The organism is Neisseria sp. P0004.S004 (genome assembly GCF_051963335.1).
Lineage (GTDB): Bacteria > Pseudomonadota > Gammaproteobacteria > Burkholderiales > Neisseriaceae > Neisseria.
In genome coordinates this window covers 1-12,448 of record NZ_JBQCUK010000001.1, presented here as the reverse complement: position 1 = coordinate 12,448, position 12,448 = coordinate 1, and the positions used below count along the sequence as shown (strand labels likewise).

The 12,448-nt window shown below is 52.5% G+C and carries 11 protein-coding genes; 3 read left to right on the top strand and 8 right to left on the bottom strand.

Going from position 1 to position 12,448, the window contains the following annotated elements:
- Positions 1-35: 35 nt before the first annotated feature.
- Complete coding sequence (locus tag ACTHRY_RS00055) at positions 36-719, top strand: 2,3-diphosphoglycerate-dependent phosphoglycerate mutase (protein WP_049322536.1); 684 nt, start codon at positions 36-38, stop codon at positions 717-719.
- A gap of 135 nt (positions 720-854) precedes the next feature.
- On the opposite strand, the gene ACTHRY_RS00050 is transcribed toward ACTHRY_RS00055, so the two are convergent.
- Positions 855-1,646, bottom strand: a complete 792-nt coding sequence (locus ACTHRY_RS00050) for a DsbC family protein (RefSeq protein WP_003748365.1) — start codon at positions 1,644-1,646, stop codon at positions 855-857.
- Positions 1,647-1,781: 135 nt separating this feature from the next.
- On the opposite strand from ACTHRY_RS00050, the gene ACTHRY_RS00045 reads away from it, so the two are divergent.
- A complete protein-coding gene (locus ACTHRY_RS00045; protein WP_049322535.1) occupies positions 1,782-3,971 on the top strand; it encodes a primosomal protein N' in 2,190 nt (729 codons plus the stop codon).
- 80 nt (positions 3,972-4,051) lie between these two features.
- Here the strand turns inward: ACTHRY_RS00045 and ACTHRY_RS00040 are convergent, their stop codons facing one another.
- The 3 genes from ACTHRY_RS00040 to ACTHRY_RS00030 form a co-directional block, all read right to left on the bottom strand.
- Positions 4,052-4,726 (bottom strand): hypothetical protein, encoded by a 675-nt coding sequence (locus ACTHRY_RS00040; protein WP_036493339.1) that lies wholly within the window; start codon positions 4,724-4,726, stop codon positions 4,052-4,054.
- A 335-nt stretch (positions 4,727-5,061) separates the two neighbouring features.
- A complete protein-coding gene (erpA, locus tag ACTHRY_RS00035) occupies positions 5,062-5,400 on the bottom strand; it encodes an iron-sulfur cluster insertion protein ErpA (protein WP_003680162.1) in 339 nt (112 codons plus the stop codon).
- A 132-nt stretch (positions 5,401-5,532) separates the two neighbouring features.
- Positions 5,533-6,219, bottom strand: a complete 687-nt coding sequence (locus ACTHRY_RS00030; protein ID WP_003680158.1) for a S24 family peptidase — start codon at positions 6,217-6,219, stop codon at positions 5,533-5,535.
- 261 nt (positions 6,220-6,480) lie between these two features.
- Here ACTHRY_RS00030 and ACTHRY_RS00025 point away from each other — a divergent pair, with 261 nt between their 5' ends.
- A complete protein-coding gene (locus ACTHRY_RS00025; protein WP_003748371.1) occupies positions 6,481-6,756 on the top strand; it encodes a hypothetical protein in 276 nt (91 codons plus the stop codon).
- 75 nt (positions 6,757-6,831) lie between these two features.
- On the opposite strand, the gene argC is transcribed toward ACTHRY_RS00025, so the two are convergent.
- The 4 genes from argC to ACTHRY_RS00005 form a co-directional block, all read right to left on the bottom strand.
- Complete coding sequence (gene argC, locus ACTHRY_RS00020; protein WP_049359682.1) at positions 6,832-7,878, bottom strand: N-acetyl-gamma-glutamyl-phosphate reductase; 1,047 nt, start codon at positions 7,876-7,878, stop codon at positions 6,832-6,834.
- Positions 7,875-8,189, bottom strand: a complete 315-nt coding sequence (locus ACTHRY_RS00015; RefSeq protein ID WP_152691274.1) for a hypothetical protein — start codon at positions 8,187-8,189, stop codon at positions 7,875-7,877. The genes argC and ACTHRY_RS00015 overlap by 4 nt, the downstream gene beginning before the upstream one ends.
- A gap of 72 nt (positions 8,190-8,261) precedes the next feature.
- Positions 8,262-9,965 carry an ABC transporter ATP-binding protein/permease gene (locus ACTHRY_RS00010; protein ID WP_049322533.1) on the bottom strand — a complete coding sequence of 568 codons (1,704 nt, stop codon included), beginning with the start codon at positions 9,963-9,965 and terminating at the stop codon, positions 8,262-8,264.
- A gap of 129 nt (positions 9,966-10,094) precedes the next feature.
- Positions 10,095-12,302, bottom strand: a complete 2,208-nt coding sequence (locus ACTHRY_RS00005; protein WP_049322532.1) for a TonB-dependent siderophore receptor — start codon at positions 12,300-12,302, stop codon at positions 10,095-10,097.
- Positions 12,303-12,448 lie beyond the last annotated feature (146 nt).

Here is a 12,448-nt window from a genome sequence, read left to right as displayed (position 1 = left end):
ATACCTTTTCCCAAACTTCATTGGAGCAAACTATCATGGAATTAGTATTCATCCGTCACGGACAAAGCGAATGGAACGCGAAAAACCTTTTCACCGGCTGGCGTGACGTTAAGTTGAGCGAGCAAGGTTTGGCAGAAGCCGCCGCAGCAGGTAAAAAGCTGAAAGAAAAAGGCTATGAATTCGACATCGCCTTTACTTCCGTCCTGACCCGTGCCATCAAAACCTGTGACATCGTTTTGGAAGAATCCGACCAACTGTTTGTTCCGCAAATCAAATCATGGCGTTTGAACGAGCGCCACTACGGCCAGCTGCAAGGTTTGGATAAAAAACAAACCGCAGAAAAATACGGCGACGAGCAAGTCCACATCTGGCGCCGCAGCTACGACACCCTGCCTCCTCTGCTCGATCCTAAAGACCCGCATTCCGCACACAACGACCGCCGCTATGCCAACCTGCCTAGCGATGTTATTCCCGATGGCGAAAACCTCAAAGTTACCCTCGAGCGCGTCCTGCCTTTCTGGGAAGATCAAATCGCTCCGGCCATCCTGAGCGGCAAACGTGTCTTGGTTGCGGCACACGGTAACTCCCTGCGCGCGTTGGCCAAACACATCGAAGGCATTTCAGACGAAGACATCATGGGCTTGGAAATCCCGACCGGCCAGCCACTGGTGTACAAATTGGATGAAAACCTGAAAGTGGTTGAGAAATTCTACCTGTAAGGTAAAGGGAAAAAGGACGTGGCGGACACGTCCTTTTTTGTATTTGTCTGTTTGAGGCCGTCTGAAAGCAATTGATGGTAGGGCGAAATGAAAAAAGGACGCGTAAAGCGTCCTTGATGGAGATTAAACCCTGTATTACTGGTTTTTCTCGATAACTTCTTTGAGGTGGGGCATAGGGCTGTAACCGCTTTGGCTGCGGCCGTTAGGGAAGACCAGGGTCGGCGTGCCGTTGAAGCCGAATTGTTCGCCCAATGAAGTGGTTTCCGCAACAGGGTTTTCGCAGTTTGCTTTGCCGCTTGGGAGTTTGCCTTTGCGCATCCAGTCGGTCCATGCCTGGGTCGGATTAGGTTGGCACCACAACAGCTCGGCTTTGCGCGCGGCATCAGGGTGCAGGCTCGGAATCGGCATCATGAAGGTGTAAATCGTGATGTCGGTCATTTTTTCAAATTCATGCTCCAAGCGTTTGCAGAACGGGCAGTCCGGATCGGAGAAAACGGCGACTTTCAGTTTGCCGTTGCCGCGCACTTCTTTGATGGCTTTGTCCAAAGGCAGGGAAGCGAAGTCGATTTTGTTCAAATCGGCTGCGCGTTCTTCAGTCAGGCTTTGGCGCGTGTTGACGTTGATGAGGTCGCCGACGAGCATATAGTCGCCTTTGGCATCGGTATAGATGATTTGTTTGCCGCTGACGACAACTTCGTAAATGCCTTTAATCGGTGTTTCACTGACGCTCAAAACTTTCAAATCTTGGGCGGCATAGACTTTTTCCAAACGCGCTTTCAAAGAAGCGGCAACGGATTTGTCGGCAGGCGCTTCCGCTTTGGCAGCCGGCGCAGGCGCGGCATTGGCATTGGATACGGCAGGTTGACCGCATGCCAACAAAGGAAGGACGGCAAACGGTGTTAATATTTTGATTAACTTGGTTTTCATGCGAGAGACTTGCGTGTGTTGAAAGTAAGGCATTGTATCAAACCTCTGTCATGCCTGCATTGTATTGAGGCTCAATTTATCGTCTGAAAATAGCTTTCGGCTGTTAAAATACGAAAAAATGATTTGATTGTTTGTATGATTTACCACCGCATCGCTGTGAACGTGCCGCTTTCAGACGGCCTTTTGACTTATTCGCATTCTGAGCCGCTCCCTTCGGGAACGCGGGTGCTTGTGCCTTTCCGCAATAAAACCGTGGTCGGGATTGTGTGGGAAACGGATATTGCGCCCGATATGGATACGGCACGGATTTTGAGCGTTCAGACGGCCTTTGTGGAAGAAAAGCCGTTGCCTCAAAGCTGGCGTGATTTGTTGGCGTTTACGTCGCGTTATTACCACTATCCGACCGGGCAGGCTGTGTTTGCCGCGCTGCCGCAGGGTTTGAAGGAAACGCGCGCAGTGGAAATGCCGCAGCCGCCGTTGTTTTATGCGCTGAACGAAGCGGGCAGGGCGCAAACACCGCCGCCGTCGCGGTTCAACAAAAAAGCGGCTTTGTGGGACGCGCTGCTGTCGGGCGGAATGACGATGGCGGCGTTGAAGCAGGTGAACGCGCAGGCGGCGAAATTAATCGAAGATTGGGCGGAGCAGGGTTGGATTGAAACGACGGAAGCGGCGAAGCCTGCTTTAAGGCCGTACCACGGGCAGGCTTCGCACTCTGAATTTGTGTTAAATGCCGACCAGCAGAAGGCTTCCGATGAAATTCAGACGGCCTTTGGCAAATTCCAGCCGTTTTTGCTGTACGGCATTACCGGCAGCGGCAAGACCGAGGTGTATTTCGATGCGATGGCGAAAGTGTTGGCACAGGGGTGGCAGGTGTTGTTTTTGTTGCCCGAAATCAACCTCACGCCGCAGCTTTTGAAGCGGGTGGAAAACCGTTTTGCCGACGTGCCGACCGCCGTGTTGCACAGCCAGATGGCGGCAGGCAAGCGCACGCAGGATTATTTGCGCGCGATGTTGGGGCAGGCGAAGCTGGTGATAGGCACGCGGCTGGCGGTGTTCACGCCGATGGATGATGTCGGGCTGATTGTGGTCGATGAGGAACACGACGGCTCGTTCAAACAAGACAACGAATTGCGCTACCACGCCCGAGATTTGGCGGTGTGGCGGGCGAAGCAGAGCGGCTGCCCCGTCGTGTTGGGCAGCGCCACGCCCAGTTTGGAGAGTTGGCACAAGGCGCAAAGCGGCGCGTACCGCCTGCTGCAACTGACCGAGCGCGCCCATACCGCCGCGCAACTGCCGCAAGTGGAAATACTTAATGTAGGCCGTCTGAAACTCGACAACGGCTTCTCGCCGCAAGCCTTGCAGCTTTTGAAACAGAATTTTGAGGCGGGCGGCATGTCGCTGGTGTACCTCAACCGTCGCGGCTTCGCGCCCGCGCTGTTTTGCGGCGACTGCGGCCATACCTTCGGCTGTCCGAACTGCTCCGCCAAAATGGTGCTGCACCAACGCGCCCGCCAACTGCGCTGCCACCACTGCGACCACCGCGAACCCATCCCGTTCAAATGCCCCGACTGCGGCAACCAAGACCTGACCGCCGTCGGCCACGGCACGCAGCGCGTCGAAGAAACCCTGCGCGCCTTCCTGCCCAAGGCCGCCGTCGTTCGTGTTGACAGGGACAGCACCGCGCACAAAAACGACTGGGCGGATTTGTACCGCCGCATCGCCGATAACGAAATCGACATTCTGGTCGGCACGCAGATGCTCGCCAAAGGCCATGATTTCGCGCGGCTCAACCTCGTTATCGTCTTAAACGCCGACGGCAGCCTGTACAGCGCGGACTTTCATGCGCCGGAAAGGCTGTTCGCCGAGCTGATGCAAGTGTCCGGCAGGGCGGGGCGCGCCGACAAACCCGGCAAGGTGTTGATACAGACCCAACTTCCCGAACATCCCGTTTTCGCCGCCGTCAAAGCGCAGGACTACGCCGTGTTTGCCGAAAACGAATTGAACGAACGGCAAATGTTCGCCATGCCGCCCTTTGGTTTTCAGACGGCCGTTCGCGCCGACGCGCCGCGCGTTGCCGATGCGATGGAATTTCTCAACGCCGCCAAAGAAACCCTCGCCCCGCTTTTGCCCGAAAGCGTTTCCCAGTTCGGCGCCGCCCCCATGCTGATGGTGCGCCTAGCCGAACGCGAACGCGCGCAAATCTTCCTTGAATCGACATCCCGACAGGATTTGCATCGCGCCGTGAGTTTGTGGGTGCAGGTGTTGCAGCAAAACCGCGACGGCAAAATCCGATGGTCGGTGGACGTGGATGTGCAAGAGGCTTGATTGGAATAATGCAATCAATATAAATATAAAAGGCCGTCTGAAAATCTGTTTTTCAGACGGCCTTAAGTTTTGAAATCAGTTTAGAAGAATTTTGCAGCGATATAGCCGAGAGCAAGCAGGCTCAAAACGGCGAATACGATGGCCATTGTAAGCAGAAACTGTGTTTTCTTCCTCGCTGCAAGTGCGGCCAGCTCAGGATTTTGGCCTAACTCTTCGCGTAATTGGGATTCCAATTCGGCGCGGATTTTTTTGCGCAGTTTTTTCTCTTCCTGCTCGCGTTCGTATTTGAGCTTGTGGGCAATTTCGGTTTGTTTTTTGTGCTCGAAAGAAATTTTTTCCTGCCATTCAATGCGTTTGCGCTGGATGGCAAGCTCGTTTTTTTCTGTCAAATCAAAGTGGCAGGTCTTACATTCCTGTGCATCGAGTTCGTCAATAATTGTCATACAGACGGGGCATTGGATAGGGTCGGGAGTGTTGACTGCCAACACGGGTTCTTCTTCGAGCGCCTCCAATTCCATGGCCTGACGGACAATGACGTCCAAACCTAAATAGCTGAAGTAATGCTGCGCATTTTCGCGCTCGTCTTGCGTGCATTTTTCGGCCACAATGGCTTGCGGACGCTCCGCCAAGGCTTGAATCAGGCTCTCGGCTTCGTTTTCGGGCAGGTTGTCATACAGGCAGGCATGGATGCGCTCCTTATCCGTGTTCGGCGGATAAGAAACATATACGTCGAAAAATTTTTCTTGTTTGCTCATTGATATCCCATGAATATTTCGACTGCGTCAACCCAATGGGTTGGGCCAGGGGTTTTGTTATTGTATTTGAGCTGTTTTGGCTTGCGATGCAGGCAAAAACAGAGGCCGCAGTCTGAGGCAGACCGGATAGGGGGTGCCTTCGTGTCGTTAATCGGCTGGACAATGATTTTTTATTTATATGGCAATATGCATGTCCAATGTTATGTCTATTGTAGAGTAAATATTCACGCCCGATATTATTATTATAAGATAAATCCAATATTGTTTAAAATAAATTCACACAAAAGGCCGTCTGAAGATACAGACGGCCTGTTTTTCATGAAGAAACGGATTGTTTATACGGAGAAGGACGAGCCGCAACCGCAAGTCGTTTCGGCATTCGGATTGCGGATGACGAATTGAGAACCTTGCAGGCTTTCGGTGTAGTCGATTTCCGCACCAACCAGATATTGGTAGCTCATCGGGTCGACCAAGAACGTCAGGCCGTTTTTTTGGATTTCGAAATCGTCGTCGTTTTTGATTTCGTCAAAGGTAAAACCGTATTGGAAGCCGGAACAACCGCCGCCGTTGACGAATACGCGCAATTTCAGGTCGGGATTGTTCTCTTCGGCAATCAGGTCGGCAACTTTGGTGCAGCAGCTGTCAGTAAAGATAATAGGGCTTTCGTCTGACATGATGTGATTCCTTTTATATGAATATTTTTACTATTGTCGCGCAAACCGTTAGCCAAGGCAAGTTTGTGCAGACAGGGTCTGCCAGCTTACATGGAGGGCATGGCAGAAATTTCAAGCGCCAGTATGTCAGATTTAGATGCTTCTGCCAAACCATTCGACTCGGCCGATGATGGCAACGTCGTCGGTCGGGTTTTTCAGGTCGATTTCAAAAGTAGGGTAGGCTTCGTTGGCGGAAATGACGTTGACGATGCCGCCGGGTATCAGTTGCAGGCGTTTGACCAGAAGGTTTTCGTTGAGGCGCAAAACATAGAGGCCATCGCGCGGCGTGGTTTGGCCGTGGTTGATGAGGATGGTGTCGCCATCATTCAGCACGCCTTCCATCGAGTCGCCTTTGACTGAGATAACGGAAAGGTTTTTGATGTCGCGCGTCACATAATTTTCTATCCAATAGCGTCGGAACGCCATGGCAAACATGGGCTGCTCATCGCCGACGAGCTGGCCGTGTCCGGCCGCAGCTTGGATGTCGTAACGCGGTACGAAGACAAATTCGTCTATATCGACTGGATTGCCCAGTGTATCGGTTGCCGTGGCTTTCGGGGCTTCGGAATCGGGGAAGGGGGAACCTTCTCCTGTCAAAAGCCAGTCTATGCTGCAGCCTTTAAGTTGTTTGATTTTTTTTAGCGTTTCCGATTTCGGCAGGCCGCCTTCGTTCCAGATACGGCTGAATCCGGCGATGGTCATATCGATGTCGGCGGCGATTTTGGCTTGGCGGGCTTCATCTTTCCATAAGAAAGCCAGGCGGTCTTTAAAGGTATCCATGTTTATGCCTTTATGGAGGTATGTTTTTTATATGGTTTGGATGATTTGAGTGTATTTTACCTTAGTTTTTACAAAATTGTAAGAAAAAAATTACTCAATCTAAGAAAAAGTATTGCATATTTTATTTTTTCTTAGTATTATTCGTTTTGTCTTAGATAAATTGATATTTCTAATTTTCTATTCGATTTTTCTTAGTTTAGTTTTATTTGGTTTAGTTTTTCTGACTTAAACCTGCTATATGATTATGATGAGAGGTGTGAAATGACTCGTTCGCGTAAAAATATTTTTTGGGTGCTGCTGGCGTTGGTGCTGGGTTTTTTTGCCCTGCCTTTCGGATCTTCGGAAGCGCATGAAGCGGACGGTAATCTGACGGCTTCAGAATGCGAACGCTTGGGCAGTTTGAGTCTGGATCAGATGGACGGCAGGCTGCTTGCCTTCGCCAAAGAATGCGATATGGTGGAGGCCACCCACGATTGGGAGCAACAGTACGGTAACTTGAATGAAGAAGAAATGCTTGCCGGCGTGGTGTATGAGTGATGTTTGCGTATGAATTAATAAAGGCCGTCTGAAAACCATTGTTTCAGACGGCCTTGTGTTTTTAATAAGGATGGCTTAAGGCATCAACGGCGCATTGGTCAGGCCGGTGGTTTCAGGCAGGCTGAACATGATGTTCATATTCTGCACGGCTTGACCGGCTGCGCCTTTAACCAAGTTGTCGATGACGGAAAGCACAATCCACACATTGTCTTGATCGGGCGCTTTTTGAACGCTGATACGACAAATATTGGCGCTGCGCACGCTGCGGGTTTCAGGTGTCGAACCTGAAGGCAGGATATCGACAAAAGGACTGTCGCGGTAGTATTCACGCAGTAAGGCTTCAGGATCGGTGTGTTCTTGCAGGTGCAGATACAGGGTGGCGTGCATACCGCGTATCATCGGAATAAGGTGTGGCACGAAAATCAGGCCGTCTGAAACCTGGTCTTGCAGTCCGGACAGGGTTTGTCGGATTTCAGGCAGATGGCGGTGGCCACCGACGCCGTAGGCTTTGAAGTTGTCGCCTGCTTCGCACAATAGGGCATGGGTGCTGGCTTTGCGGCCTGCGCCGGAAACACCGGATTTACAGTCGGCAATCAGCGGCGCATTGGTTTTCAGACGGCCTGCTTGAAGCAGCGGCAATAAGGGCAGGGAAACGCAGGTGGGGTAGCAGCCCGGATTGGCCACCAGCATGGCTTTGACGATGTCGTCTTTGTGAAGTTCGCACAAACCGTACACTGCTTGGGAAACGAGTTGCGGCGCGGCATGGGTCATTTTGTACCATTGTTCCCATGTGGGGATGTCGCGGATGCGGAAGTCGGCAGACAGGTCGATCACGCGTACGCCTTTTTCGACAAGGGCTGGCGCTTCTTTCATGGCCACGCCGTTGGGTGTGGCGAAGAATACGAGGTCGCAGCGGTCAAGCCCGGCCTCTTCGGGCGTTTGGAATGCAAGGTTGTAAATGCCGCGTAGGCTGGGGAAGTAGTCCGCTACTTCAATACCGGCTTCGCTTCGGCTGGTAACGGCGGTAACTTCTGCGTTGGGGTGGCTGCTGAGCAGGCGCAACAATTCGACGCCTGTGTATCCGGTTGCACCGACAATACCGATTTTAATTTTTGTGGTCATGGTGTGGCTCCTTTGTAGGGATGACGATGCGTTTGATTATATAGTAATTGATTGCCGTCGGTCAGCGGTGCTTGTGCCAAGCTTTGCAAGGGACGGTTAAACAGGCCGTCTGAAATATGGAATGAATAATATTCGGGAGCGGGTTTCAGACGGCCTGAGCGTTGGGAAAACGCAGTTTGCGGTTTGATTTGTCTGTTGATTTGTGATGGGTGTTTCGTCTTTATCCTATCCGTACGAATACACAATAAAAATGTAAAAAAATGCCCCCGGGTTGGAGGACCGGAGGCAAGTATCCAAGGAGTAGCTCTCATCAATAAGAACTAGTTACTTGGTACTATATCCCTTGTTAGGATGGAAAGCAAGCGTTTTGCACATTTTAACGTTTAAATAATTTTTTCATTCAAATTCAGCGAACTATCAAACAAGGCTTGAATCTTGGGTTGGTGGCTGATACCGATGACCAAAGTGTCGGGCAAATGTTGTTTTAGGGTCTGCATCAACATCAGGGCGGATTCGTCATCAAGCTGGTTGGTGGCTTCGTCGAGGAACAGGATTTGCGGTTTGTGCAGCAGTGCGCGTGTGAGGCTGAGGCGTTGCTGTTCGCCGCCGGAGAGGATGCCGTGCCATTCGTATGGGGTGTCCAAATCGTTGATCAACGTGTGCAGCCTACCCGTGGGACTGTTTAGGCCGACTTGTTCCAAAACGGTTTGAATCAAATGGTCGTCTTGGCAGGCCGCATAGGGATAGCTGACGGTTTGACGCAGGGTATCGGTAGGCAGGTAAGGGCGTTGCGGGAAAAACAGGCGGCTGCCTTCGAGTGAAAAACTGCCTTGATAATACGGCCATAAACCGGCCAGCACGCGCAACAGCGTGGATTTGCCGATGCCGCTTTTGCCTTCGAGCAATAGCCATTCAGGGGTATGGGCTTCAAGGCTGATGCCGGAGAGCAGGGGGGTGCCGGTTTGGGTGTGGATGTTAAGGTTTTGCAGGACTGCCTTGCCGCGATGATGCGGCAAATCTGCTTGGTGTGGCTGAAGGACGGGGCTTTTGTGTTCTGCTTGTTCTAAGGCCGTCTGAAAACCGGAAAGCCGCTCGATGACTGCCGCCCATTCAATCAGGCGGCGGTAGGAGTCGGTAAACCAGCCGAAGCTGTCTTGGACGCGGGCAAACGATGTGCGCGTCTGCATCATGTCGCCGAAGGTCATGGTTTTGGCGAGATACATGGGCAGGGTGGCGAGGATGGGGATGAAGATGCTGATGCGGACATAGGTCGCCCAGAAGGTTTCTTGGCGAAATTCGCAGTTTGTCAGTCGCCGCCAGTTGTCGCGGATGCGGAGGTAACGTTGTTTCAGACGGCCTGTTTCCGCTTCGCCGCCGTTGTAGAAGGCGATTTGTTCGGCATGGTCGCGTACGCGCAGGAGGGCGGCGCGGTAGTCGGCTTCACGGTGCTGGCGGTCGATATTGAGGTTTTTCAGTTTGCGGCCGACAAGGTGGGCGATGACGGTGCTGAAGATGGAATAAATCAGGGCAACCCAGACGAGGTAGCCGTGTATGGTGATGTTGTGTCCGCCGATGTTGAAGGTCTGCACGCCGGAGAGCGTCCACAGTACGGCGACGAACGCGCTGAATTTGGCAACGTTGTTGATGAAGGAGCGAAAGAGGCTGATGCTTTTGTCGGCGAGGAGGTAGATGTCTTCGGCGATACGCTGGTCGGGGTTGTCCGGTTCGCCCGTCAGGCGCAGGCGGTAGTGTTTGTGGCCTTCGAGCCAGTTTGTTTGGAATTGCTCGGTCAGGTGGGTGCGCCAGCGGAAGATGAGGCGTTTTTGCAGCCAGTCGCCGCAAACGATGCAGCCGATAATCATCGCCATGTAGCCGAGGTATTCGACAATAAGCGCGGGCATGGACGCGCCGTCAAATGCGGCCAGCGCGTCGTAGAAACGTTTGTCCCACGCAGCGATCCAAACGCTGATGGTGATGGAGCAAAGGGTGAAGCCGATGAGGACGGCGAGCATCAACCATTGGAGGCGGCCGTGCGCCCCCGACCAGAAAGGACGGGCGAGGTAAAAGAATTTTTTGAGTGTTTTCATAATGCTTGCGAATGCGTGCGAATGGCCGTCTGAAAGTGAAATTGTACTTTCAGACGGCCTTTTTATCAGCAATAGTTGGTTTATGCTTTTAAAAAATGAGCGGTCAAACCGTGCTTGCTATGCTGCTATTTACATTTTCCATTTCAGGCTGAACACGGCGTTGCGCGGTTCGCCGTAGAAGTTGCCGCTGTTGGCGGCACGGCTGTATTGGTTTTCGTAGTAGCGTTTGTCGGTCAGGTTGTTGACTGCCAGCCCCAGTTGCAAGTTTTTGCTCGGGCGGTATTGGACGTTGGTATTCCAAATGGTGTAGCCGCCTTGCTTGATGGAGCCGTAGGAATTGGCGGTTTTGCTGCTGCTCTTTACCCCCAGTCCGACCGTCCATTTGCCGTTATCCACCGGCAGGACATAGCTGGTGTAGAGGCGGAACATATGCTTCGGCGTATGGCTGCTGAAGTTGTAGCCTTTTTGGCGCGATTCAACATTGCCGGTAACGCTGCTGCGGTTGGTGCTGCGGTTGAAGGTGTAGCCTGCGTAAACCTGCCAACGGTCGGTCAGGCTGCCGGAGATTTCGGCGTCCAAACCGCGGCTGCTTTGATCCAATGGTTCCCAATAAGGATGCGGTTTGGCATTGACACGTTGGTTGTTGTTGTCTTTGTCGGTACGGTAGAGGGCGACGGAAGTATTCAGACGGCCTTCGTTCCATTCGCCTTTCCAGCCGAGTTCGTAGTTGCGTCCCATAATCGGAGGCAGCAGGTTGTCGTTGTAGTCGCGGTTCATCGTTTGTTTGAAGATGGACGTATAGGCGGCGTAAATACTTTGTTTAGGCGTGATGTCGTAAGTGATGCCGGCATAAGGAACGAAGCGGTTGCGTTTGAGCGAGTCTAATGAACCTGCTGCCCCGTCTTTGAGGTCGCGATCCCAATAGAAGTCGCGTTTCCAGCTGGTATAGCGTCCGCCTGCGATGATGTGCAGTTTGTCGGTAGGATTGATGCGCGCGCCCAAACCAAAGGCGTGGGTAGTATAACGGCCGTCGCCGCCACGGGCTTTGGCTGTGGCAGAATCCCAATCGGGTTTGGCTTTTTCGCTGCCGTTGAAGGCATCTGCGTCATAGGTGCTGCTGTCGTTGAGCCAGCGGTTGCTTGAGTTCACGTTCTCTTTGGAATAGCTGTGCATGAAGAAGAGGTCGTGATTTTGGCCGAAAGCGAAGATGCGGCCGGTCAGGTTGTTTTGGAAAGTGAACTGGCGGTTGCCTGCATCGTAACGGTCGAAGCTGTATGTGGTCCCCAGGCCGTCTGTACCGATGCCGTTACCCGTGCCGCCCAGCGTGTAATATTCTTTTGAACTGGTGTTCTTGCGCCAGTCCAGTTTGCTGCTCAGTTTCCAGTTGTCGTTGAAATAATGTTCTAATTCGGCAAAAAGATTGTATTTTTTCAGGTGGGCTTCGTTCCAATCCGCACCCAGATAGCGGCTGCGTTTCCACTCTTTGCCGTCTGCACGCATCGGCAGGCCGTCCGGATCGGGCGTTTCGGTTTGGTTGAGGTAGCTTGCGCCCCAAGTAAGTTTGCTGTTGTCGCCGATGTCTTTGTCCATCACGCCGTAAAGCAGGATGTCGCGTCCGCCGGATTGGTCTTTGAAGGTTTTGTTGCTGCCTACCGAGCCGACAAAGCGTCCGCGCAGGCCGCGTTCTTGGCTTAAGGTGCCGGATGCATCAAAGACGCTGTTTACTTTGCCCCATGAGTTTGCCATCAAATCGGCGGAAAGCTGGCGTTTTGCAGTCGGCTTTTTACGGACGGCGTTTACCGTGCCACCGGGTTCGTTGTTTGCCTGTGTCAAACCTGCCGCACCGCGCACCACTTCAATGTGGTCGTACATTGCCATATCGGTTGCACTGGTCGGGTCGCCGGCCGGGCCGCCCAAGCCGAATCCGCCGGGAGAGCCGAGTTGAGTGGCAATGCCGTCTTCTTCAAACTGTTCGATAAAATAGCCGCGCGACATGAAATGCGTGCGTCCGCCACTTTTGAAAACATTGATGCCCGTAGCGTTTTGCAACGCACCTTCTAAGTCGGTAATGCCCTGGTCTTCAATTTGTTTTTTGGTAATGACGCTGACGGATTGGGGGATCTCCCGCGGAGAGAGGATCAGCCCTGTGGTTGAGCGCAGGGCGGATACGGTGTAGCTGTTTTGACTTTCAGTACGCAGGCTTTTGTTTTTACCCACTACGGTAACTTGTTCCACTTCAGCCTGTTGTACTTCTTCGGCAGCCTGCGCGGCTTGGGGCAGTGCGGCAAGGCAGAGGGCAAGTGTGCTCAGTTTGAATAGTTTTTCAGAATGATGCATTTGATGAGGTCCTTGATAAAGAAAGGTCTGTTTATTTTTAAATATTGGCGGTAATATCTGTTTAAATTGGGGGCTGACGTAGATTAGCCCTAAATTCCACACCAATCCCGCAGAATTTTTAGTTGCCGGGACGGTGTGCCGAAGTT

Bases quoted from the DNA above. Each gene is read 5' to 3' on its own strand.
- ACTHRY_RS00015 (WP_152691274.1), bottom strand. From the start codon at position 8,189: ATGAGAGCTACTCCTTGGATACTTGCCTCCGGTCCTCCAACCCGGGGG.
- ACTHRY_RS00005 (WP_049322532.1), bottom strand. From the start codon at position 12,302: ATGCATCATTCTGAAAAACTATTCAAACTGAGCACACTTGCCCTCTGC.
- argC (WP_049359682.1), bottom strand. From the start codon at position 7,878: ATGACCACAAAAATTAAAATCGGTATTGTCGGTGCAACCGGATACACA.
- erpA (WP_003680162.1), bottom strand. From the start codon at position 5,400: ATGTCAGACGAAAGCCCTATTATCTTTACTGACAGCTGCTGCACCAAA.
- ACTHRY_RS00030 (WP_003680158.1), bottom strand. From the start codon at position 6,219: ATGGATACCTTTAAAGACCGCCTGGCTTTCTTATGGAAAGATGAAGCC.
- ACTHRY_RS00040 (WP_036493339.1), bottom strand. From the start codon at position 4,726: ATGAGCAAACAAGAAAAATTTTTCGACGTATATGTTTCTTATCCGCCG.
- ACTHRY_RS00055 (WP_049322536.1), top strand. From the start codon at position 36: ATGGAATTAGTATTCATCCGTCACGGACAAAGCGAATGGAACGCGAAA.
- ACTHRY_RS00045 (WP_049322535.1), top strand. From the start codon at position 1,782: ATGATTTACCACCGCATCGCTGTGAACGTGCCGCTTTCAGACGGCCTT.
- ACTHRY_RS00010 (WP_049322533.1), bottom strand. From the start codon at position 9,965: ATGAAAACACTCAAAAAATTCTTTTACCTCGCCCGTCCTTTCTGGTCG.
- ACTHRY_RS00050 (WP_003748365.1), bottom strand. From the start codon at position 1,646: ATGAAAACCAAGTTAATCAAAATATTAACACCGTTTGCCGTCCTTCCT.
- ACTHRY_RS00025 (WP_003748371.1), top strand. From the start codon at position 6,481: ATGACTCGTTCGCGTAAAAATATTTTTTGGGTGCTGCTGGCGTTGGTG.